Below are 21,753 nucleotides of genomic sequence, written 5' to 3'. Positions count from 1 at the left end.
ATAGCAGGGGGAGCACATGAGCACCACACCCGGCGCCGCCGACTGGCGGCTGTTCCGCGGCGACGGCAGGCCGCGGCCCGTCGCCTTCCCGCAGGCCCCGCCGTGGCGCCGCTTCACGCCCGAAGCCCGCGAGGCCACCGACGGCGCCGCCCGCGCCGCGCTGCCGTATCTGATCGAGCCCCGCCACGCCGACGTGGTGAACGCGGCGCTGCACCTGCGCCGGCCGCTGCTGGTGACCGGCCCCGCAGGTACGGGCAAGTCGTCCCTCGCGCGGGCGGTGGCGCACGAGTTGAGCCTGGGCGAGCTGCTGCGCTGGCCGGTGAACAGCCGCTCCACCGTCCAGGACGCCCTCTATCAGTACGACGCGATCGGACGGTTGCGGGAGACCACCCTCAGCCGGGACCGGGGCGAGGCGGAGCCGTCGATCGGCACGTTCGTACGGCTCGGTCCGCTCGGCACGGCCCTGGTGCCCGCGCCGTCGCCGCGGGCCCTGCTGATCGACGAGATGGACAAAGGCGACGTCGACCTGCCGAACGACCTGTTGACGGTCTTCGAGGAGGGCGTGTTCGACGTTCCGGAGCTGGCCCGGCTGCCGGAGGACCAGGCGGCCGTGGAGGTGCAGACCGCGGACCGGCGCGGCACGGTCCTGGTGCACCGCGGCGTGGTGCAGTGCTCCGAGTTCCCCGTCGTCGTGATCACCAGCAATGGCGAACGCGACTTCCCGCCCGCCTTCTTGCGCCGCTGCATCCGGCTGGACCTGGAGGTGCCCGGGGAGCAGCGGCTGCGCGCCATCGTCGCGGCGCACCTGGGCGCGGAGGCGCTGCGGGAGGCGGACGACCTGATCGAGAGGTTCCTCCAGCGGCGTGCGCCCGGGGAGCTCGCCACGGACCAACTGCTGAACGCGGTGTTCCTGCGCCGCGGCGGGGTCGACCTGGACGCGGACGGCCTGCTGGACGCCGTGCTGCACCAGCTCACCGGGGCGATGTAGCCGTGTCGGGCGGGGGTGGGGGCAAGGGGTCCATGGGCGCACCTTTCGGCGACCCGGCCGACGCGTCCGACCCTGGCCGCGCGTCCGGCCCGGCGGGCGCGTCCGGCCCGGCGGGCGCGTCCGGTCCGGCGGGCGCGTCCTTCGGCAACCCTCCCGGCGTGTCCTTTGGCAACCCTCCCGACGCGTCCTTTGGCAACCCTCCCGACGCGTCCGACCCGGCCGGCGAGCGGCTGTCCGCGGCCCTGCGGGTGCTGCGCGCCAGCGGTCACGACCTGGACGCGGACCAGGTCCTCGACGTCTTGTGGCTCGCCCGTCTGCTGCCCGCGTCCGATGCCCACGCCCCGCTCGTCCCCGTACGCCCGCCGTCCGTCGACCCGCCCGCACCCGCCGTGTCGGGCGGGGGCGAGGCTCCGGAGGAGACCGCTCCGGCCGTGCCCGACGGCGAGGACCTGCCCGATCTGACGGCGCCCTCGCTGTACGCCGCGGCCCGGCCCAAGCCCGCACCGGACGTGGAGCTGTGGCGCGGCGGCGACCGGCCCCGGCCCGCGCTCCCGGTCCTGGTTCCCGAGCGGAAGGCGCTGTCACGGCAGTTGGAGCTGGGGCGGGCGCTGCGCCCGCTGCGTCGGCGGCTGGCCAGCCGGGACCGGCTGGAGATCGACGTGGAGCGCACCGTCACCGCGCTCGCCGAGACCCGGGTGCCCGACGTGGTGCAGCGCCCCGTCCGGGAACGCTGGCTGCATCTCGTCCTGCTCGTCGACGACGGCCTGTCGATGCTGCTGTGGCACCGGCTCGGCGCGGAGCTGCGCACCCTGCTGGAGCGGCTGGGCGCCTTCGCGTCGCTCCGGGTGCACGGCCTGGACACCCGCGCCCCGGACGGCCCCCGGCTGCGCGCCCGCCCCTTCCGGCAGGACAGCCCCGAGCTGCCGACGAGCAGCGTCAAGGACCCGTCGGGCCGCACCCTGGTCCTGGTCGTCAGCGACGGCACGGGCGCGGCCTGGCGCCGCGGCGACATGCACCGGCTGCTGGAGCTTTGGGCGGCCCGCGGCCCGGTGTCGGTGCTGCACACCCTGCCGCCGGAGATGTGGGAGTCGTCGGGCATCACCGCCGACCGCTGGCAGGCGACGACCCTGCGCACCGGCGGCGCCAACACCTCCTGGCGGATCGCCGACCCGGTCCTGCCGCTCGGCCTCGCCGACTTCGACGCCGTGCCGGTCCCGGTGCTGGAGCCCACGGTGGAGGCGCTGGGCCGGTGGACGCGCCTGCTGGTCTCCCCCGGCGCCACGGTCGAGCTGCCGCTGCTGGCCCGCCCCAGCCGACGGGCCGCGCTCGCCCCCGACCGGGCGGCGCAGGGCCCCCAGCACTTCAGGGACGCGGCGACCCCGGAGGCGTACCGGCTCGCGGCGCACCTGGCGGCGGTCGCCCCGCTGTCCGTCCCGGTGATGCGGCTGGTGCAGGGCGCCGTGCCCTGGCCGGCGCGGACGTCGCACCTGGCGGAGGTGTTCCTCGGCGGTCTGCTGCGTCCGCACCCGGCGCCGGTGCCGGAGCCGGTGCCCGCCAAGCACCGGGTGTTCGACTTCACGGCCGAGTCGAAGTCCGCGCTGCTGGACGCGGTGCCGCAGGCGGAGCTGTTGCGCACGGGCCGCGCCATCGGCCGGCAGCTGGAGCAGTTGGCGGGCCGCTCGCCGGACTTCCCGGCTTGGCTGGCGCATCCCGCCGGCAGCGCCGAAGTCGGCGGCGCCCAGCGGCCGTTCACGAATGTGGAGCGGAGGTTGCTGAGTCGCTTCGGCGTCGCGGTGGACCGTTCCGGGGAGGGACCGGCCCTGCCCCGTCTCGGGTCGGCCCCGCCGGACGCCGGCGGCGCGTCGGAGTGGGACCCTCTGCTGCCCGACGACCCGACCCGGTTGGGCACCTTCCGCCTCACCGGCCGGCGGCGCGGTCGGCGCACGATCGTGTACCGGGGGTTCGACGAGGACGGCACGGCGGTGGTCGTGCGCACCCCCCGCCCCGACCTGCCCGCCGCCGCCCGGTTGATCGAGACGGAGGCGGAGGCGCTGCACCGGCTCGACGGGCGGTACGCGCCGGAGCTGAAGGGCGCCTCCCCGGGCGACTCCCCGCCGTGGCTGGCGACGACCGTCATCGAGGACGAGTCCGGGAGCGGCGGCCAACTGACCCGGCTCAGCGACCTGGTGGACCGGGCGACGCCCGCCGCCACCGCGCCCTTCGACAAGCTCGCCGGGCTGTACGCGGCCTGGCAGCTGGCCACCGCGCTGGACGTGTGCCACGTCAACGGTCTGGTGCCGGCCGCGCTGGGCCCGGAGAGCGTGTTCGTGCTGCGCCGCACGATCGTCCTCGGCGACCTGTCGGACTGCGTGATCGACGGGGAGTACGCGGGCAGCGGCCCGGTGCCCACCCCGCAGGACAACATGCTCGCCCTGGGCGACCTGCTGCGGCTGATCAGCAGTCGGGCCGGTGCCGAGGTGCGGGGGCTGCCCGAGGGGATGCACGTGTGGCAGGGCCCCACCTGGGACGGGCTGCGGCTGATGGTGCTGCGCTGTCTCGACCCGGACCCGGCCGAGCGGCCGACGGCGGGCGAGGTGGCAGGGCTGATCTCGCAGTACCTGACGGCGGCGCGGGTGCAGGGCGTCGGCGGGGTGGGCGCGACGGCGCCGCCGAAGGGCGCGGGCCGAGGAGACGCAGCGGGCCGGCCGCCGTTCTCCCCGCCGTACGCCGAGCCGCGCGAGCACCTCCTGTCGCTGCGGCGCTTCGGTCTGCGCGGGGTCCAACAGCGCGGCCGGCGCGGCGAGGAGGACCGGGCGCGGCTGACGGCGCTGCGCACGCCCCTGGAGTACGGCCCGCGCGTGACGCTCGTCAGCACGTCAGACACCGGCCGGGCGGCGCTGACGGTCGCGCTGGGCTCCCTGATCGCAGCAGTGCGGGGCGAGCCCGTGCTGGCGCTGGACGGCTCCCCCACCAAAGGCGCGTTGGAGCGCTTCCTACACGGGCGCAACGAGGCGTCGTGGAAGAACCTGGCGGCGCTGCCGCCGAGCGCACCGTACGAGGCCGTCCGCGGCTACGCCACGGTCCTGCCGTCCGGTCTGGAGGTGGTGGCCCACCGCCGCTCCGGCTACTTCGGCGTGAACCCGGGCCACGCTCAGGAGTACATGCGCGTCCTCACGCTCGTCGCACCGCACTACGCGTCCGTCCTCACGGACTGGGCCCCACCAGCCCTGGACCAGACGGCGGACGTGGTGCTGAACCACACGGACCGGCTGGTGCTGTGGTGCCGCAGCGGCCACTACTCGCACCGGCACGCCGTGGAGAAGCTGGACAAGCTGCGCACGGCGGGCCACGAGAGGCTGGCGGACCGGGCGGTCGTGGCGCTCGGAGAGGACCCCAGGGAGCGGTCATACAAATCGGCTCCCTTGGCGCGCGCAGCGGGGATCCCGGTCACCTCGGTGGTGCGGGTGCCGTCCGATCCGGCGCTGAACCGCGCCGGATACGCGCTCGCGGAGCTGCGGCCGGAGACGGCGCGCGCGCTGCTGGACCTTGCTCGGCTGCTGATCACCGACACCACAGAGAACGCAGAGGGCGCAGAGACCCCAGAGAACGCAGGGAACACGGACGCCGGCACCGTCGGTTGACGGCGGTCGCGCTGTGTGACGTACCGGCCCGGTATCGCCTCGATCTCGCAGCCCCCCTCCTGACCTGCGGAAACGATGGCCTTGAGGGCCGGCCGACAGGCGCCGGAACGCCCCCGGGCACACCCTGGAATAGACGCGAGGGGGTCCCCGTTGTAGGGTTAGTTCAAAGTTCAACTAACGGTTCCGGGGCAGCCCGGAGGCCGCACGCGAGAGGTGAGCCCCATGCAGTTCGGCATCTTCACCGTCGGCGACGTCACGACCGACCCGACCAACGGCCACACGCCGAGCGAGCACGAGCGGATCAAGGCGACCCTCGCCATCGCGCAGAAGGTCGAGGAGGTCGGCCTGGACGTCTTCGCGACCGGCGAGCACCACAACCCGCCGTTCGTGCCCTCGTCCCCCACGACCCTGCTCGGCTACATCGCGGCCCGGACCGAGAACCTGATCCTGTCCACCTCGACCACCCTGATCACCACCAACGACCCGGTGAAGATCGCCGAGGACTACGCGTACCTCCAGCACCTGGCGGACGGGCGCGTGGACCTGATGATGGGCCGCGGCAACACCGGCCCCGTCTACCCGTGGTTCGGCCAGGACATCCGCCAGGGCATCCCGCTCGCCATCGAGAACTACGCGCTCCTCCACAGGCTGTGGAGGGAGGACGTGGTCGACTGGGAGGGCAAGTTCCGCACTCCGCTCCAGTCCTTCACGTCGACCCCGCGCCCGCTGGACGGCGTCCCGCCGTTCGTCTGGCACGGCTCCATCCGCTCCCCGGAGATCGCCGAGCAGGCCGCCTACTACGGCGACGGCTTCTTCCACAACAACATCTTCTGGCCCATGAGCCACACCAAGAAGATGGTGGAGCTGTACCGGAAGCGGTACGCCCACTACGGGCACGGCACGCCGGAGCAGGCGATCGTCGGGCTCGGCGGGCAGGTGTTCATGCGGAAGAACTCCCAGGACGCGGTGAAGGAGTTCCGTCCGTACTTCGACAACGCGCCGGTGTACGGGCACGGCCCCTCGCTGGAGGACTTCAGCGAGCAGACGCCGCTGACCGTCGGCTCCCCGCAGCAGGTGATCGAGCGGACGCTGTCCTTCCGTGACGCCGTCGGGGACTACCAGCGCCAGCTGTTCCTGATGGACCACGCCGGACTGCCGCTGAAGACGGTGCTGGAGCAGTTGGACATCCTCGGCGAGGAGGTCGTTCCGGTGCTGCGCAAGGAGTTCGCGAGCCTGCGGCCGGAAGGCGTGCCGGAGACGGCGCCGCTGCACCCGGCGGTGCGGGGCGCGGCCGAGCCCGCGAAGGCGTGACGGCGCCCCCGTCCCGTACGAGAAGAACCGAGAACAACCGAGAAGACCCGAGAAGGACCGAGGAGAGTAGAGAGTCATGACCCTGAAGCTGGTGGCCGTATCGGCCGGTCTGAGCGTGCCGTCCTCGACGCGGCTGCTCGCCGACCGGTTGACCGAGTCCGTACGCGGCTTCCTGGGCGAGCTCCCGGGCGGCGCGGGCGCGACGGGCCCTGCGGGGGCCGTGGACGGGGCCGTGGACGCATCGGACGTCGAGGTCCGCGTCGTCGAACTGCGCGAACTGGCCGTGGCGATCGCGAACCACCTGGTCACCGGCTTCCCGTCGGCGGACCTGGAGGAGGCGATCGAGGCGGTCACGGAGGCGGACGGCCTGATCGCCGTGACGCCCGTGTTCTCCGCGTCGTACAGCGGTCTCTTCAAGTCCTTCTTCGACCTGATCGACCCCGACGCGCTCACCGGCAAGCCCGTGCTGGTGGGAGCGACGGGTGGCACGCCCCGCCACTCGCTGGTGCTGGAGCACGCGTTGCGACCGCTCTTCGCCTACCTGCGGGCGGAGGTCGTCCCGACGGCCGTGTACGCGGCGTCGGAGGACTGGGGCGGCAACGGCGACCCCCTGACGGACACGCTCCCCACCCGCATCACCCGCGCCGGCCGCCAGTTGGCGCGGGCGATGCTGGACGCCGCGCAGTCCCCTACCGCGGCTGCATCCGCGGAACCGGACCTGAGCGCGCTCCTGAGTTCGGTGTCCCCCCGCAGCGCGCCCGGCACCGACGGCGCACCGCTGGACCCGCTGCCGTCCGCGTGACGGCAGCGGGTCGGGGAGCGGGGGCAGCGCGGAGGGAGCCTTTCGTACCGAAATACCGCCGCAACGATCGATTCCGGACCGGAATCGATCGTTGCGGACACAACAAGCGGCCCCGTAAGGTGCTTCGCACATGTGATTCATGAATTTTCCGGGGGGGCCCACGACCAATGAATCCGGCAGCGTACGACCGCGCAGCACGACCCGAACCCCACGGCGCCACCAGCGCCTTCTACGGGTCCAAGGCATTGCCGCGGTACGTGGCGCAGGGCCCGGCCGGGCAATCCTTATTACTCGAATCGCCGAAGAAGCCGAAGAATCCAAAGAATAGGCACACGGCCGAAGGTCGAATAATCCCGTCGCTCAGCGACGTTCGCGCGCCATGAGTAGCGCACCCATTTACCACCCGTACATCCTGCCGACCATCCTCCTCGTCGCCGGCCTCTCCCTCAAGTCGCCGACGATCATCCGTTCTTGGAAGGATCCGAACTCCAGGGCCACCTGGCTCGTCCTGCTGTTCGCATCGGCCGTCTTCGTCTCCGTGACGCCCCCGAACATCCAGAAGATCAACGCGTTCACCGGGGTGCCGAACATCGCGGCGCCCTGGACGTACACCATGATCAACGCGTTCTGCGGCGCGTGCCTCACCATGCTCATCACCTGGCGCGAGGAGCCCTCCAAGCGGCGGGAGTCCAGAATCCGCAAGGTCTGGATCACCTACGGCGCGGTCGTGGCCGGGCTGTGGGGGACGTTCCTCATGGCCGACGTGCCCCACACCCGCACCCGCGACCTGGACACCTTCTACGCCAACACGCCCTGGATGCGCGAACACATCGCCCTCTACCTCCTCGGCTATCTGATATCCACGGTCGTCTCCGCCTGGATGATCTGGACGTGGATCTCGAAAGTGCGCGAGGGCTGGCTCAGAGCGGGACTCGTCTGCCTCCAACTCGGCCACGCCTGCGGAATCGTCTTCGTCACCGCGAAATTCCTCGCCATCGGCGCCCGGTGGGCCGATGCGGACTGGGACGATCTGAACGTCCTGGTCGCACCGCCGTTCGCGATCCTCGGCGGCACCCTGGTGGCCCTCGGCTTCATCCTCCCCGTCGTCGGCCCCTTCCTCCAGCAGTGGCCGCGGGACCAGCTCACCTACTGGACCCTCAAACCGCTCGCCCGCGCCATCCGGCGGGTGACCCCGCCGGCGGCGACGGCCCCCGTCGGCCGCTTCGCCCCACTGGACCTGCGCCTCCTGCAACGCCAGACGCAGATACTGGACGGCCTGCTGCAACTCGCACCCCACTACGACAGGTCCCTTTACCAAAAGGCGTACGAGGCCGCTCGCGCGCGGGAGAAGGAAAGCACCGCCCGCGGCCTCGCAGGAGCCCTGGCGATCTGCTCAGCCATCGAGTCCTACGGCAATCGGAACGGAAGCGAACAGTCGATCAAGATCGGGTCGGAAGTCACCGACCACATGGAATCGATATCCCGCATGTTGAACACCCCCCATAGGCTCAGGAACTTCCGCCAGAGCCTGTTCAACTCAGTAAAGGCGACGCCACATGCCCCATAGGAACAGAGTGAGACAGCCGACCGCGGTCGTCATCGGCGGGAGCGCCACCGGACTCTTCGCGGCAGCCGCGCTCGTGGAATTCTTCGACGTCGTCATCGTCGAACGCGACGAGCTGCCCGAAGCACCCGAGCGACGCCGCGGACTTCCGCAGGGCGACCACGCCCACCTCGTGTGGAGCGGCGGCGTCTCGGCCCTCGACGAGCTCATCCCCGGCCTCGTCGAAGAACTCGTCGCAGAAGGTGCCCGACTGACGCAAATCATGGGCGGAATGGTCTCCCGCGCGCCCAACGAGACCTGGTTCAGGCGCTTCACCTCCACCCACCACGCCAATCTCGTGTGCTCCCGTCACCTCTTCGACCACGTGCTGCGTCGACGCGTACTGAAGGACGAGCGGATCACGCTGCGCCAGAACGCCGTCGCCCTCGGCCTGGAGGGGAACTCCACCACGGTGCGGGGCGTGCGCATCCAGTCCGACGGTGCCGAGCAGACGCTGCACGCCGCCCTGGTCGTGGACGCCTCCGGTCGTGGATCCCAAGCCCCCCGATGGCTCCGGGACCTGGGGCTCCCCCAGGTCGGGGAGTCGGTGGTGAACGCCGGAGTGCGCTACGCCACCCGTCTGTTCGAGGCTCCCGGCCGGGCGGCGGACATCGAGTTCCCCGTCGTCAACGTGCAGGCGAACCCGGCGAAACCGCCGGGCCAGGGCGGCATCATCCTGCCGATAGAAGACGGCCGCTGGATCGTCACGCTGTCGGGAACCCGCGGCGGCGAACCCACCGACGACCCCGACGCCTTCGTGGAGTTCGCCCTCGGTCTGAGCGACCCCGTCATCGGCGAACTCCTCCGGTCCGCGACGCCGAAGGGTCCCGTGCGCACCAGCCGCAGCACCGCCAACCGGCGCCGCCACTACGAGAAGCTCCGGCGGTGGCCGCAGGGGTTCGTCGTCCTGGGCGACGCCGTCGCCCGGTACAACCCCACCTACGGACACGGCCTCAGCGTCGCCGCACAGTGCGCCCTCGCGGTCCGCTCCACCCTGCGCTCCGCGAACTTCCACTCCCCGGGCACCGCCCGACGCCTCCAACACGCCGCGGCCCGCCCCGTCGCCGCGGCGTGGAACCTGGCCATCGGACAGGACGCGCTCTACCCCGGCGCGACCGACGTCCCGCCCAAGCCGCTGGACCGGTTCCTCGCCCGCTACCTCGACCGCTGCGTCAACACCAGCGCCGTCAACCCGCGCGCCCTCGGCGCCCTCCTGGACGTCATGAGCCTGGAGAAGCCACCCAGCCGCCTGTTCGCGCCGGACATGCTCTGGCCCATGCTGTTCGGCCGCAAGAAGAGCCTCCTGACGGTCCCGCCCCTCACCAAGGACGAAGTGCACGCGGCCCGGTCCTGATCGCGTACGCGCCACCGCGGACCCGCTCGGCTCGGGCCCGTCAGCCGTCGCAGGTCCATCAGCCGTCGCGGGCCCGTCAGCCGTCGGACCGGTCGAGTTCCGTGTCGAAGGCCTGCGGGACCGGCCCGGGGGCCGGCAGGCGGACCGTCACGCGCGGGAGGAAGAACCCGACGAGGGGCCCCGTGCCCAGGACGACGAGCACGGTTCCGAACCCGACGGTGCCGCCCAGCAGCCAGCCGGCGGCGGCGACGGACACCTCGACGGCCGTGCGGACCGCGGCGACGGGGCGCCTGGTGAGGCGTACGAGGCCGGTCATGATGCCGTCGCGCGGGCCCGAACCGAACTGTGCGCCGAGGTAGAGCGCATCGAAGAACGCCAGGGCGACGAGGCCGAACAGCAGGTAGCCGAGCTGCGCCGGCACGCCCTGGGGGACGGGGAGCACGGCGGCGGCGGCGTCCGCGGCGAAGCCGACGACGGCGACGTTGAGCAGCGTGCCGACCCCCGGCAACTCCCGCAGCGGGATCCACACGAGGAGCACCAGCACGGAGATCAGGTTCGTCGCCCAGCCGAACGAGATGTCCAGGGTGCGGGCGGTCCCCTCCGTGAGCACGTTCCAGCCCCCGGCTCCGAGCCCGGACTGGACGAGCGTCATCACCGCGGCCCCGTACCCCACCAGACCGACCAGCAGCTGAGGGACCCGGCGGGCCTTCCGCCCCGCCCGGACCTGCGCCGACGCGGTCATGCGCAGCAGCACGGGCCGGTCGACGGGAGACGGGGAGCAAGGGCGTCCAAGGGACGCGGGAGGTGTCATGGGGCAACCCTGCGGACGATCTGGTCACTGATTCCATAGCCAGATCGCCTACCCTGGTCCGGTGAAGATCGGTTCGCACGCGGTGGCACGCATGCTGGGGAGCTGGCAGGAAGGGCCCGGACCGGCGCACCAGCGCCTCTCCGACCGGCTCCGGCTGCTGATCCTGGACGGCCGCCTCCCCCTCGGCGCGGCCGTCCCCGCCGAGCGCGACCTGGCCGCGGCGCTCGGCACCAGCAGGACGACCGTCGGCGCCGCGTACCGCACCCTGGTCGACCACGGCTACCTCGCTACCCGGGCGCGGGCCAGGGCGACCGTACGGCTGCCCGACGACGCACCGCCGGAGCGCCGGACCGGCGCGGACCCGTCCACGATCGACCTGTCCTTCGCCGCACCTCCCGCGCCGCACGAAATCCTCCACGCCGCGTTCGCGACGGCGCTCGAACAGCTGCCCCGGCACTTCGCACGGCACGGCTACGACCGGTACGGCACCGTCGAGCTGCGCGAAGCGGTCGCCGACTGGTACCGGCGCCGGGGGCTGCCCACCCGGCCCGACCACGTCCTGATCACCAACGGTGCCCAACACGCGCTGGCCCTACTGGCACGCACGCTCCTGGCGCCGCGCGACAAGGTCCTGATCGACCACCCGACCTATCCGCACGCCATCACGACGTTCACCGACGTACGGGCCCGGCTCCTGCCGGTCGCCGTCACGCCGTCCGGCTGGGACGCCGCACAGCTGCGCGCCGCGGGGCGGGCCGCGCACCTCGCGTATCTGATCCCCGACTTCCACAACCCGACCGGGCTGTGCATGTCCGCGAGCATGCGCCGCAGCCTCAAACTGGCGTGCCCCACCGTCGTCGACGAGACGATGACCGACCTGGCGCTGGACGGGACGGAGCCGGAGCCCTTCGCGCTGCACGCACCCGCCGCCATCAGCGTCGGCTCGGTCTCCAAGAGCATCTGGGGCGGTCTGCGCATCGGTTGGATCCGCGCCGCGCCCGCCGTCTTGGAACGCGTCGAACGGGCCCGTTCCGCGACGGACCTCGGCACCCCCGTCGTCGAACAGCTCGCCACCGCCGTCCTGCTGAACCAACGGCAGACCCGCCGGCCCGACGCGCTCGACCGGTTGAGGGCGCAACGGGACGCGCTGCGTCAGGCGCTCGCCGCGCACCTGCCCGACGTCGACGCGCCGGAACCGCCCGGCGGGCTGACGGTCTGGGCCGCGTTCCCCGAGCCCGTCAGCTCACGGCTGGCGGCCCTCGCACCCGACCACGGGGTGACGATCGCGGCCGGCCCGCGCTTCGGCGTCGGCGGCGCCTTCGAACGTCACGTACGTCTCCCGTACACGCTCCCCGCGGAGCAACTCACGCGCGCGGTGCGCGGACTCGCCCGCACACGGCAGGCGCTCGTCGGGGGCGCCACCGGACGGCACACGCCCGCGCCCGTCGCGTGAAGCCCCGGGCCGCGACCGGCTGCCCGCCATCCGTCAGAGCCATGGGGTACACCGCATGCCCTGCGGGCGGGCCCGGTCGGTCCGAACGGCACCGCTGTGGCGCGCGCCGTCGTCTCAGGGACAGAACGACTTCTTCACCGCCGCCACGATCGCCGCGGCCTGCTCATCGGTGAGCTTCGGCACCGCGCTGCCCTCGAACCGGGCCTTCGTGTTGGGCTGCACCGCCTTCTTGCTCTTGCCGTGCTTGATGTCGTTGCACACCTTGCGCGCCCGGCTCACCGCCCGGTCCTCCTTGGCGACCAGGCCCGCGTCCACCGCCTTCAGCGCACGGAGCAAGTCCTTGCGCTGCTGGGCGCTCGGCGTCGGCACGCCGCTGCCGGGCTTCGCCGGCGCCCCGGACTGCTTCGCCACCGGCTCGCCGGTATCGCCGTCGTCGTCCCCGTCCGCGGGGTTCAGCCAGCCGAACGCAAGGACGGCGACTCCGATGACGATCCACGTTTTCCGGTCCACGCGGCCCCTCCCCGATCGCCTGACCCCATGTGCCCATTACACACAGCGCACGCGGCGTGCACAGGGCGCACGCGACAGCGCGCCGGAGCAAGCGGTCGGCACGGGCCGGGCAACGGGCCGGGCATTTTTCCCGGGGCGATTGTCAGTGGGTCCTCCTATCGTTTGGGGCATGACCCCTGCACTGGTCGGGCGCGCACTCCCCATCCGCGTCCTGCGAACCGAAATCGGCCGGGTCACCGACAGCCACGGGGGCCTCGTGCTGGTCACGGGCGAGGCGGGCATCGGCAAGACGTCCCTCGTCACGGACGCCGCCGACGAGGCGAGACGGCGCGGTGCGCTGGTGCTCGGCGGCTCCTGCTGGGACTCCGACAGCGCCCCCGGCTACTGGCCGTGGGTCCAGGTCATGCGCGGACTCCGGCGCGCCGTCGGCGAGGACTGGCCCCGCATCGAGAAGGCCGCGGACGGACGCCTGGCCGCGCTCCTCGGCGAGGAGGTCGCCCGCGTCCCGCCCGGTGAGGCAGTGGACGCCTTCCCGCTGTACGACGCCGTGACGACCGCCCTGGTCACCGCAGCCCAGCGCCGCCCGCTGGTGATCGTCCTGGACGATCTGCACTGGGCCGACCCGGCCACGCTCAAGCTGCTCGAATTCATCGCGCGCCACGCCTGGTTCGAGCGGGTCCTGCTCATCGGGACCTACCGGGACGCCGAAGTGGAGGCCGCCGACCACCCGCTGCGTCCGCTGATCCTGCCGCTCGTCGCCCGCGCCACCGCCACCGTCACGCTCTCCGGTCTCGACCGGGCGGATGTCGGCGCGCTGATAGCGCTGTTCGCCGGCAGCGAGCCGGCAGCCGCCCTGGTGGACGAGGTCCACCGCCGTTCCGGGGGCAATCCCTTCTTCATCGAGCAGACCGTACGGAACTGGGCCGGCGGCAGCCCCTTCGGCACCGTCGCGCCCGGTGTGCGCGAAGCCGTGCGGCGACGGCTCGCGCTGCTGCCGGCGGCCGTCGCCGAGCTGCTGGACGTCGCGGCCGTGCTGGGGCGGGAGTTCCATCGCCAGGTGCTGGCCGCCGCGTCCGGGGTGCCCGCGGCCCACGCGGACCGGCTGCTGGAGCGGGCGACCGCCGCCCGGCTGGTCACCGTCGGCCAGGCCGGCCGGTTCTCCTTCGTCCACGACCTCGTGCGGGAGACGCTCTACGACGAGTTGGACGAGCCGCAGCGCCACGCCCGCCACGCCTCGGTCGTACGGGCCGTGGAAGGCTCCTCCGCGCTGCGGGCCAAGCTGCTCCCCGCCGACGTCGCGCGCCACGCGTACCTCGCCGGTCCCGAGCTGCCCCGGGACGCCCGGATCGACCTGCTGATGGAGGCCGGCGAGGAAGCCTCGGGCCGGCTGGCGTCGGAGGAGGCCGTGGCGCACTACCGGCGCGCCCTGGAGGTGACGGTCGACGACGTCCACCGGGCCACCCTGATCCGGCTCAGCATCGCCACCGAAATGCGCCACTACGGCGACGAGGAGGCGTGGCACGTCTTCGAGGAAGCCATAGCGCACGCCCGCCGCGAACGCGATCCGGAGCTGCTGGCCCGGGTCGCGATCACGATCCACCAGCACGACTTCACCTCGGGCGGCGGGTTCGGCGCGGGCTCGCGCAGCGTCGAGCTGCTGCGCGAGGCGCACCGGGCCCTGATCGGCGACGGCGGGGAGCCGGTCGCCCGCCTCTCCGTCGAGGAGGTCGCCCAGGACCTGGCCGTACGGATCACGGCCCTGGCCCGCAGCGCGGAGGACGACGACACCCTCGCCTTCTCCCTCTGGGCCCGCCACGACTCGATCTGGGGCCTGGGCACCGCCCAGGAGCGGCTGGCCCTCACCGACGAGATGGCGGCCGTCGCACGGCGCACGCACCACCGCGAGATGGAGATGCACGCCACCTCGATGCGCTGGGTCACCATGCTGGAGCTGGGCGACCCGAGGTACTTCGAGCAACTGCGCTTCTTCAACGGTCTGGTGGGCCGCCTCGGGCAGCGCCGCTTCGAACTGGCCCGCGCCATCGACAACTCCCTGATCTCCGCCTTCACCGGCCGGTTCACCGACGCCGTGGACCTGCTGTCGGAAGCCGACGCGCTCCGGCGGGAGCACCCCGCCTTCGGCTACGTCAACGTCCACATGCAGTGGTCGCTCTTCCTGCTCCAGGGGCGGTACGACGAAGCCCGGATCCTGCTGGCGGAGATGAACGACCTGGGCCACCCCTACCCGCAGCTCAGCGTCGGCATCACCGCCGCCGAGACCGGGGACACCGCCCTCGCGCTGCGGATGAGCGACGAACTGGCGGCGCTGACCGAGCCGGTGCCGCGGCTCTTCGCACCGCTCCAGATGCGGCTGCGCGCCCAGGTCGCGGCGGCCACCGGGGACCCGGCCCGGCTGGAGGAGGTCCGGGCGGCCCTCGCGCCGCGCGCCGGCGAGTGGATCGTCTCCCTCTACGGCTGCGACCTGAGCGGGCCGGTGGACCTGTGGCGGGGACTGCTGGAGGCCGCCCGGGGCGACCGGGCCGCGGCCGTCGCCGCGCTGACGTCCGCCGCGGAGTCCGCCGACCGGATGCGGGCCCGGCCCTGGGCGCTGCGCTCCCGCGCCGCCCTCGTCGACGTCCTCGGCGAGGATGCCCCCGCCGACCTGGTCGCAACGGTGCGGCGGGACGCCGAAGAGCTACGGATGACGCACCTCCTCCAACCCCGCCGCCGCTCCCCCGCCCCGACCCCGAAGCCCGCGCCGGCGCTGGTACCGGAGGAGCAGCCGGCTGCGGAGGCTGCGGACGGGCCGGCGGCGCAGTTCCATCGGGAGGGCGCCGTATGGGCGTTGGTCTTCGAGGGCCGGGTGGCGCACATGCCGGACGCCAAGGGCCTACGGGACCTGCACGCCCTGCTGACGCACCCCGGTGACGACCTGTCCGCCGTCCAACTCCTCTCCCCCGAGGGCGGCGCGGAGGTGATCGCCGCCCGCGGCCTAGGCGGCGACCCCGTCCTCGACGAGGAGGCCAAGGCCAACTATCGCCGCCATCTTGAACGGTTGGACGAGGAGATCGACCGCGCGGCCGAATCGGGCGACGGGCGCCGCGCCGCCGAGTACGGCCGCGAACGGGACGCGCTGCTCGACGAACTGCGCGCCGCCGCCGGCCTCGGCGGCCGAACGCGTCGACTGGGCGACGAGGCCGAACGCGCCCGCAAGACGGTCACGGCCCGCATCCGCGACGCCCTGCGCCGCATGCACCGACTCCACCCCGAACTGGCCGCCCACCTCAAGGAATCGGTGACCACCGGCGCGTACTGCTCCTACCGTCCGGCCCGGTCGGTGGACTGGCGGCTCTGACCCGCGCGGGGCCGCCTCGGCCCGCCTCTGCGCGCCGCGACAACCACCCCCGATCGCATGTATGATCTTCTTGTAACTCCGGTTCACCGAACCCCGGTTCGACGACTGGACGTCACGCGTCTGTGGTCCAAGGAAAGACGCCCATCTGCCGATGGGAAATGTAGGTGCAAGGCCTGCCGGGCGCTCCATACGCGAAGGCCCCCTCTCCGGAGGGGGCCTTCGTCATGCGCAAGGCATGGCCGGCACTCCGCCGCCACGGCTTGCGCGGGCGCCCGCGTCCCCGCGGCCGTTTCGCCCTGCCGACGGGGATCCAGCCGCCCCCGGCAGTCCAAGCGGCGCCGTCCAGCCAGTCGACGACGCCACCGACATCGGGCACGGGCTCCTGAGCGCCCTGCCACGAGCGCGGCAGGGACCCTACTTGCGGTTGTACAGCCGCATGGTGATCGTGCCGAAGACGACCGTCAGCGCCCCGGCCCACCCCAGCGACCACGCTATGTCCGCCGCGGGCCACTCGCCGGCCATCAGCTCGCGGACCGCCGTGGAGACGTGCGTGACCGGGCTGTTGTTGACGAACGCCTGGAGCCAGCCGGGCATCGTCTTGGGGTCGACGAAGATGTTGCTCATGAAGGTCAGCGGGAAGAGGACCATCATGCTGACGCCCATCACGGACTTCTCGTTGCGCAGCATCAGGCCGAACATCGTCCAGAGCCAGGAGAAGCCGAAGGCGAAGGCCAACAGCAGCAGGATGCCGAGCACCACGCCGACGAACCCGCCGTCCGGCCGGTAGCCGATGATCATGCCGACGCCCAGCATCACGATCGAGGCGATGACGTAGCGGACGAGGTCGCCGAGGAGGTAGCCCACCATCGGGGCCGGGCGCCAGATCGGCAACGTGCGGAAGCGGTCGAAGACGCCCTTCTCGATGTCGGTGTTGACCGCGATGCCCGTGTACATGGTGACCATGACGATGCTCATCGTCAGGATGCCGGGGAGCAGGAACTGGATGTACTCCTGCGTGGAGCCGGCCAGCGCACCTCCGAAGAGGTAGGTGTACATCAGCACCATCATGATCGGGAACGCCGTCACGTCGAACAGCTGCTCCGGGACGTGCTTGATCTTGAGCATCGCCCGCCAGCCGAAGGTGATCGACGCCGAGAGCGCGCTGGGCTTCGGTGGTCGCTCCTGGCCCACCAGTACCGAGGCCAGGTCCTCGGCCTTCGGTGCTTCGAGGGCGAGTTCGTCGAGTTCCTTGGTCGCCTTCGTGGTGGTCGTCGCGGTGCTCATGCTGCCGCCCCCTTCGTCACGGTCGTAGCGGTGGTGGTGTCGGTCGCGGCGCGCTGGGCGCCCTTGTCGGTCAGGGCGAGGAAGACCTCGTCCAGGCTGGGCTGGCCCAGGGAGAAGTTGTCGACCGTGATGCCGGCGCGGGCCAGCTCGGCGAGCGCCCGACCGGCCTGCTCGGCGGAGTCCTGTCCGGAGTCCGGACCGCTGGCGCGGGCGGTCAGGGCGACCGGGTCCGCGTCGAGCTGGACCTCGCCGCCCAGCACGGCGTTGAGCAGTCGCTCCGCGTCGGGCCGCTGGGCCGCGTCGCGCAGCCGTACGTGGACCGCGCCGGAGCCGACCGACGCCTTCAGCTCGCCCTTGGTGCCCTCGGCGATGACCTTGCCGTGGTCGATCACGGCGATCCGGGACGCCAGCTGGTCGGCCTCGTCCAGGTACTGCGTGGTCAGCAGCACGGTGGTGCCCTGGGCCACGACGGCGCGCACGATGTCCCAGACCTGGCTGCGGCTACGGGGGTCGAGCCCGGTGGTGGGCTCGTCCAGGAAGAGCAGGTCGGGGGTGTTGAGGATGGAGGCGGCGATGTCGATGCGGCGTCGCATGCCGCCCGAGTAGTTCTTGATCTGCCGGTCACCGGCCTCGGTGAGGCCGAAGGCGTCGAGCAGCTGCTCGGCGCGGATGCGGGCGGCGGCCTTGGAGTGGCCGAGGAGCCGGCCCAGCAGGATCAGGTTCTCCGTGCCGGTGAGGTCCTCGTCGACGGACGCGTACTGTCCGGTGAGGCTCACCCGGCTGCGGACCTCGTTCGCCTGGGTGAGGACGTCCTTGCCGAAGATGCGGGCCTCGCCGCCGTCGGGGCGCAGCAGGGTGGCGAGCATCTTGACCGTGGTCGTCTTCCCGGCGCCGTTCGGTCCGAGGACGCCGTAGACCGTGCCGGCGGGCACGCTGAGGTCGACGCCGTCCACGGCACGGTTCTCACCGAAGACCTTCACCAGACCTTGGGTCTCGATTGCCAGCTCTGTACTCATTCGTCAGTCCTTAGTCCTTCTGATACTCAGAAATCGAAAACATCTTCGGCAGTGCGGTGGGGGGTGGACTCGGCCAAGCGCCGAAACTCATCGGTGGGCACAAGGGCGCGTCCGCGGGGTGCTACGAGACGTACGGGCGGCGGGCCCGGGCCTCACGAAGGGCGACGCCCCACCAGCCGAGCTGGTCGAGCATCAGGCTGACCGAACTGTCACGGTCGCCCCAGGGCTCGTCGAGGAGGTTGAGCGCCACACCGTTGCGCAGGGTCACGGTGTGCAGCTCCGTGAAGACCGAGCGCAGGTGCTCAACCGCATGTATCCCGCACGAACCGTGCCCATAGCTTACGAAAGCGACAGGCTTGGCGTGCCACTCGTCGTACGCGTAGTCGATGGCCTGCTTGAGCGAGGCGGGATAGGAGCGGTTGTACTCCGGGGTGACGATCACGAACGCCTCGGCGCTGGCGATCCGGTCGGTGAACGCTCGCATCGGGGCGTTGGCGCGCTGGGGGTAGTGCGCCGGGAAGTCGAAGTCGATCAGGTCGATGACCGACAGCTCCAGATCCGTGCGCGCACGAGCCCGCTCGGTGAACCAGTCGCCTACCTTCGCGCCGACGCGCTCGTCCCGCGTGCTTCCGATGACGACGGCCACCCGCAGCGGCGTCGTGCCCTCGACGTCCATGTCCATGCCTCCCTTCACCCAGGAGGCGCTAGACACTCTCGCGCGGTCGCCAGATCGGATCTGGCGACCGTGCGAGATTCACGGCTTTCAAGCCGCCGTCGGGGCTCGCGGGTGTGTCAGGCCCCGCGCTGCATCAGGGCTCGTGGGTGTGGAAGACGTAGAACGCCGCCGCTCCGATCGCCCCACCGACGATGAGTCCGAGCACCGACGAGCTGAAGACGCTGTCACCGGTCAGGCTGTGCAGGAACCCCACCGCGGCGCCGCCCAGCGCGCCGTACGCCGTCGCGCGCAGCTCTTGGATGAGGCCGCCCTGGATCCGTCCCAGACCGAAGACCAGCGCGGTGAACACGAGCCCGGCGACCACCCCGTACAGGACGTCCCACCAGGTCACCGGGGATCCGGTGCGGTGCAGGAAGCCCGAGTAGAAGCCGAAGAGCAGGCCGAGGCCGAGGGGCACGGCCCACTGGAGGGTTCCGTGGTGGCGCATCGGCGCCGTCGCGTGGGTGGCCATGACGGAAGCTCCTTCCGTACCGCCGAGGCAGGCCGGGGCGCCGCGCCGCTTGCTGCGCCCTCGCCGCCTCCGCGCGTTCTCACGTCCTCCTCCCAGAGCACACCCGGGCCCGACACCCGGCAAGTCGGCGGGGCGGATCGGCGGCTGGTACGTGCGGGCGCGGGCGCGCCCGGCTGGCGGCGCACCGCTCGCGCCCGGCGGCTGCCCCGCTTTCCCTGGAGGGGTGCGGAGCTTCCTCTCGACCGTGCTGATCGTCCTCGTCGCCGTCCTGACCCCGCTGAGCGCACTCGCCGTCTGGGCCGACCGGGAGATCGGCGACACCGACGGATACGTCACCGCCATGGCTCCGCTCGCCTCGGACCGGGACGTGGAGTACGCGGTCGCCGACCGGGTCACCGCCGAGGTGATGAAGGAGTTCGCGACGTCCGACGCCGCGGACGAGGTGCGGAGCCTGGTGCACGACGCCGTGCTCTCCTTCGCCGGCACGGACGCGTACCGGACGGCCTGGAACACGGTGAACCAGGCGGCCCACACCGCTGTCGAGAAGGCGCTGACCAGCTACGAGGGCGAGACGGCCAGCGTCGACCTGGCGCCGGTGATCGAGCAGCTGAAGGCGCAGCTCAGCAAGGACGGGGTGCCGTACGCGCACGAGATCCCGATCGGGAACGCCACGATCACCGTGCTGGACCACGACACGCTCGGCTCGGCGCGCGAGGTGTTCGACTCGCTCCAGCTCGCCGGCGTCTGGCTGCCGCTGCTGACGTTGCTGCTGATGGTCGCGGTGCTGCTGGTGGCCCGTCACCGGCTTCCCGAGCTCGCGCTGTCGCTCGCCGCGGGCGGTCTGCTCCTCCTGCTCGCCGTGGCGCTGGCCCGCTTCCTCGCCCTGAACGACCTCCCGCTGCGGGTGAACCGCCCTGCGGCCGACGCCGCCTTCGACGCGCTGACCGCGACGCTGCGGCTCACCGCGTGGTGCCTGATGACGGCCGGCGTGCTGGTGGCGGCGCTGGTCCGGCGCAGCCGGCGCAGGAAGCCGGGGGCCCGCCCGGGAGTCGATGCGTGCCCAGGAGTTGAGGACTGCGTTCCGCATACGGCGAGTTGACGCCACGGCGGGGACAGCGGGAACGATCTCACCGAAACTGAAGTCATCACAGGTGAGGACAGAGCGGCACAGACTCAGCGGAGAGCCGTGGACGCCCGCGACTGGACGACCAGGACCGTAGAGACCCCGACACACACAGCAGACAGCCGGAGGCCGGAGTGGACAGCGCCATCTCGACGGCGGCGGACGACGCCGCGCAGCGGGACGTCGACGCCCCCGCCGATCGCCCGCGGGGCGGTGGCGTCCGTCGCGTGGCCGCCTGGTTCTCCGCCCTGCTGCTGCTCGTGCCGACGGCGGTGGTGGCCTGTCGCGTCGCCGACACCGACGCGACGACGCCCGTCCCCCAGCTGTTGGCCTTCCTGCCCTGGCTCCTGGTGCCCGCCGGCGCGGCCCTGCTGCTCGCGCTCCTCGCCCGTTGGCGTACGGGCATGATCTGGGCCGCCGCGGTGCTCGCGGTCGCCGGCTGGTTCGTGCGGCCGTACGACACCGGGCTCACCGAGAAGCCCTCCGGCAAGGTCATAGCCGGCGTCGAAGTCCTCACGTCCAATGTCGAGTTCGGAAACGCCACGGAGGACCTCCTCGCCGCCATCAAGCGCGAGCAGCCCGACCTCGTGTTCGTCCAGGAGTGCGCGGAGGAGTGCTCCCAGGGCCTGGCCCGGGAGATACCGCTGGCCGACTACCCCCATCGGAATGTCGTCGAAGGCAAGCTCGCCTTCGGCTCGGCCATCCTGAGCAAGTACCCGCTGCGCACCGCCCCCGGCATCGACTCCACGCTGGCACAGCCCAACTCGGTTGCCGAGATAGCAGGCCGCGAGGTGCACCTCCAGCTGGCGCACCCGATGCCGCCGATCCCGAGCGGCCTCGGCGACTGGCGCCGCGAGCTGGGGCAGATACGGACGTACGCGGCGACGGTGAAGGACGCTCCGGGTATCATCGCGGGCGACTTCAACGCTTCGCAGGACCACGCCGCGTTCCGTCGCGTGCTGGACGCGGGCAAGCTGCGGGACGCCGCGGTCCTCGGGGGTGCGGCCCGCACCCCGTCCTGGCCGACGATGGTGAGCCGACCGCTGGGCACCCAGATAGACCACGTGCTCATCAGCGAGGAGTTCTCGGTCCGCTCGGCGCGCTTCCTGGAGCTGGCGGACACCGACCACCGTGCGCTGCTGACCAAGCTGGAACTGCACGACGCCCGCTGACCCACCCGCCCGCCCCGAAGAAGGCCGCCCTCTGGAGCCTGCGCTGGGTCGTCCCGCGCGCGCTCCTGCGTCTCTTGACATAGCCGCCGTTTCCCTGAGGGAGCGTTGGTCTCCACCGGCCGGTGGTGGCTTGTCGCGCAGTT

Annotated in this window: 16 protein-coding genes; 10 read left to right on the top strand and 6 right to left on the bottom strand. The window is 72.2% G+C overall.

What is annotated here, in order from left to right; all coding sequences use genetic code 11:
* Positions 1-16 precede the first annotated feature (16 nt).
* The 6 genes from ABZ842_RS26300 to ABZ842_RS26275 all read left to right on the top strand — a co-directional run bounded on the left by ABZ842_RS26300 (position 17) and on the right by ABZ842_RS26275 (position 9,699).
* The gene (locus tag ABZ842_RS26300) at positions 17-988 is read left to right on the top strand and encodes a MoxR family ATPase (RefSeq protein WP_361541425.1); all 972 of its coding nucleotides are present in this window, start codon (positions 17-19) and stop codon (positions 986-988) included.
* 32 nt (positions 989-1,020) lie between these two features.
* Positions 1,021-4,629 carry an SAV_2336 N-terminal domain-related protein gene (locus tag ABZ842_RS26295; RefSeq protein ID WP_361541422.1) on the top strand — a complete coding sequence of 1,203 codons (3,609 nt, stop codon included), beginning with the start codon at positions 1,021-1,023 and terminating at the stop codon, positions 4,627-4,629.
* Between the two features lie 222 nt (positions 4,630-4,851).
* Complete coding sequence (locus tag ABZ842_RS26290; RefSeq protein ID WP_361541419.1) at positions 4,852-5,940, top strand: LLM class flavin-dependent oxidoreductase; 1,089 nt, start codon at positions 4,852-4,854, stop codon at positions 5,938-5,940.
* 76 nt (positions 5,941-6,016) lie between these two features.
* Positions 6,017-6,742, top strand: coding sequence for an FMN reductase (locus tag ABZ842_RS26285; protein WP_361541416.1), 726 nt, complete (start codon positions 6,017-6,019; stop codon positions 6,740-6,742).
* A 379-nt stretch (positions 6,743-7,121) separates the two neighbouring features.
* The gene (locus ABZ842_RS26280; protein WP_361541413.1) at positions 7,122-8,309 is read left to right on the top strand and encodes an MAB_1171c family putative transporter; all 1,188 of its coding nucleotides are present in this window, start codon (positions 7,122-7,124) and stop codon (positions 8,307-8,309) included.
* Complete coding sequence (locus tag ABZ842_RS26275; RefSeq protein WP_361541410.1) at positions 8,299-9,699, top strand: FAD-dependent monooxygenase; 1,401 nt, start codon at positions 8,299-8,301, stop codon at positions 9,697-9,699. Before ABZ842_RS26280 ends, ABZ842_RS26275 begins: the two co-directional genes overlap by 11 nt.
* Positions 9,700-9,775: 76 nt before the next feature.
* Here ABZ842_RS26275 and ABZ842_RS26270 read toward each other — a convergent pair whose 3' ends face one another.
* Positions 9,776-10,441 carry a hypothetical protein gene (locus ABZ842_RS26270; protein ID WP_361541407.1) on the bottom strand — a complete coding sequence of 222 codons (666 nt, stop codon included), beginning with the start codon at positions 10,439-10,441 and terminating at the stop codon, positions 9,776-9,778.
* A gap of 130 nt (positions 10,442-10,571) precedes the next feature.
* Here ABZ842_RS26270 and ABZ842_RS26265 point away from each other — a divergent pair, with 130 nt between their 5' ends.
* Positions 10,572-11,963 (top strand): PLP-dependent aminotransferase family protein, encoded by a 1,392-nt coding sequence (locus ABZ842_RS26265; protein ID WP_361541405.1) that lies wholly within the window; start codon positions 10,572-10,574, stop codon positions 11,961-11,963.
* A 114-nt stretch (positions 11,964-12,077) separates the two neighbouring features.
* On the opposite strand, the gene ABZ842_RS26260 is transcribed toward ABZ842_RS26265, so the two are convergent.
* A complete protein-coding gene (locus ABZ842_RS26260; protein ID WP_361541402.1) occupies positions 12,078-12,473 on the bottom strand; it encodes a DUF732 domain-containing protein in 396 nt (131 codons plus the stop codon).
* A 169-nt stretch (positions 12,474-12,642) separates the two neighbouring features.
* On the opposite strand from ABZ842_RS26260, the gene ABZ842_RS26255 reads away from it, so the two are divergent.
* Entirely contained in the window at positions 12,643-15,828 is a 3,186-nt protein-coding gene (locus tag ABZ842_RS26255; protein ID WP_361541399.1) for an AAA family ATPase, read from the top strand.
* Between the two features lie 414 nt (positions 15,829-16,242).
* Here the strand turns inward: ABZ842_RS26255 and ABZ842_RS26250 are convergent, their stop codons facing one another.
* The 4 genes from ABZ842_RS26250 to ABZ842_RS26235 form a co-directional block, all read right to left on the bottom strand.
* Complete coding sequence (locus tag ABZ842_RS26250; protein WP_361541396.1) at positions 16,243-17,112, bottom strand: ABC transporter permease; 870 nt, start codon at positions 17,110-17,112, stop codon at positions 16,243-16,245.
* Entirely contained in the window at positions 17,109-18,128 is a 1,020-nt protein-coding gene (locus ABZ842_RS26245; RefSeq protein WP_361541393.1) for an ATP-binding cassette domain-containing protein, read from the bottom strand. The genes ABZ842_RS26250 and ABZ842_RS26245 overlap by 4 nt, the downstream gene beginning before the upstream one ends.
* A gap of 121 nt (positions 18,129-18,249) precedes the next feature.
* Positions 18,250-18,810: an NAD(P)H-dependent oxidoreductase gene (locus tag ABZ842_RS26240; RefSeq protein ID WP_361541390.1), complete on the bottom strand. Its 561-nt coding sequence runs from the start codon at positions 18,808-18,810 to the stop codon at positions 18,250-18,252.
* A 127-nt stretch (positions 18,811-18,937) separates the two neighbouring features.
* Positions 18,938-19,315 carry a hypothetical protein gene (locus ABZ842_RS26235; protein WP_361541387.1) on the bottom strand — a complete coding sequence of 126 codons (378 nt, stop codon included), beginning with the start codon at positions 19,313-19,315 and terminating at the stop codon, positions 18,938-18,940.
* Between the two features lie 223 nt (positions 19,316-19,538).
* Here ABZ842_RS26235 and ABZ842_RS26230 point away from each other — a divergent pair, with 223 nt between their 5' ends.
* Positions 19,539-20,414 carry a hypothetical protein gene (locus ABZ842_RS26230; RefSeq protein WP_361541384.1) on the top strand — a complete coding sequence of 292 codons (876 nt, stop codon included), beginning with the start codon at positions 19,539-19,541 and terminating at the stop codon, positions 20,412-20,414.
* Between the two features lie 251 nt (positions 20,415-20,665).
* On the top strand, positions 20,666-21,610 hold the full coding sequence (locus ABZ842_RS26225) for an endonuclease/exonuclease/phosphatase family protein (protein WP_361541532.1): 945 nt from the start codon (positions 20,666-20,668) through the stop codon (positions 21,608-21,610).
* Positions 21,611-21,753: the final 143 nt, after the last annotated feature.

Origin of the sequence: Streptomyces sp. NPDC047315 (genome assembly GCF_040643215.1) — a bacterium.
Lineage (GTDB): Bacteria > Actinomycetota > Actinomycetes > Streptomycetales > Streptomycetaceae > Streptomyces.
Note: the sequence above shows the minus strand (reverse complement) of the source record. Positions and strands in the feature narration are given on the sequence as shown.

Bases quoted from the DNA above. Each gene is read 5' to 3' on its own strand.
- ABZ842_RS26255 (WP_361541399.1), top strand. From the start codon at position 12,643: ATGACCCCTGCACTGGTCGGGCGCGCACTCCCCATCCGCGTCCTGCGA.
- ABZ842_RS26295 (WP_361541422.1), top strand. From the start codon at position 1,021: ATGGGCGCACCTTTCGGCGACCCGGCCGACGCGTCCGACCCTGGCCGC.
- ABZ842_RS26240 (WP_361541390.1), bottom strand. From the start codon at position 18,810: ATGGACATGGACGTCGAGGGCACGACGCCGCTGCGGGTGGCCGTCGTC.
- ABZ842_RS26270 (WP_361541407.1), bottom strand. From the start codon at position 10,441: ATGACCGCGTCGGCGCAGGTCCGGGCGGGGCGGAAGGCCCGCCGGGTC.
- ABZ842_RS26290 (WP_361541419.1), top strand. From the start codon at position 4,852: ATGCAGTTCGGCATCTTCACCGTCGGCGACGTCACGACCGACCCGACC.
- ABZ842_RS26285 (WP_361541416.1), top strand. From the start codon at position 6,017: ATGACCCTGAAGCTGGTGGCCGTATCGGCCGGTCTGAGCGTGCCGTCC.
- ABZ842_RS26235 (WP_361541387.1), bottom strand. From the start codon at position 19,315: ATGGCCACCCACGCGACGGCGCCGATGCGCCACCACGGAACCCTCCAG.
- ABZ842_RS26245 (WP_361541393.1), bottom strand. From the start codon at position 18,128: ATGAGTACAGAGCTGGCAATCGAGACCCAAGGTCTGGTGAAGGTCTTC.
- ABZ842_RS26275 (WP_361541410.1), top strand. From the start codon at position 8,299: ATGCCCCATAGGAACAGAGTGAGACAGCCGACCGCGGTCGTCATCGGC.
- ABZ842_RS26300 (WP_361541425.1), top strand. From the start codon at position 17: ATGAGCACCACACCCGGCGCCGCCGACTGGCGGCTGTTCCGCGGCGAC.
- ABZ842_RS26280 (WP_361541413.1), top strand. From the start codon at position 7,122: ATGAGTAGCGCACCCATTTACCACCCGTACATCCTGCCGACCATCCTC.
- ABZ842_RS26250 (WP_361541396.1), bottom strand. From the start codon at position 17,112: ATGAGCACCGCGACGACCACCACGAAGGCGACCAAGGAACTCGACGAA.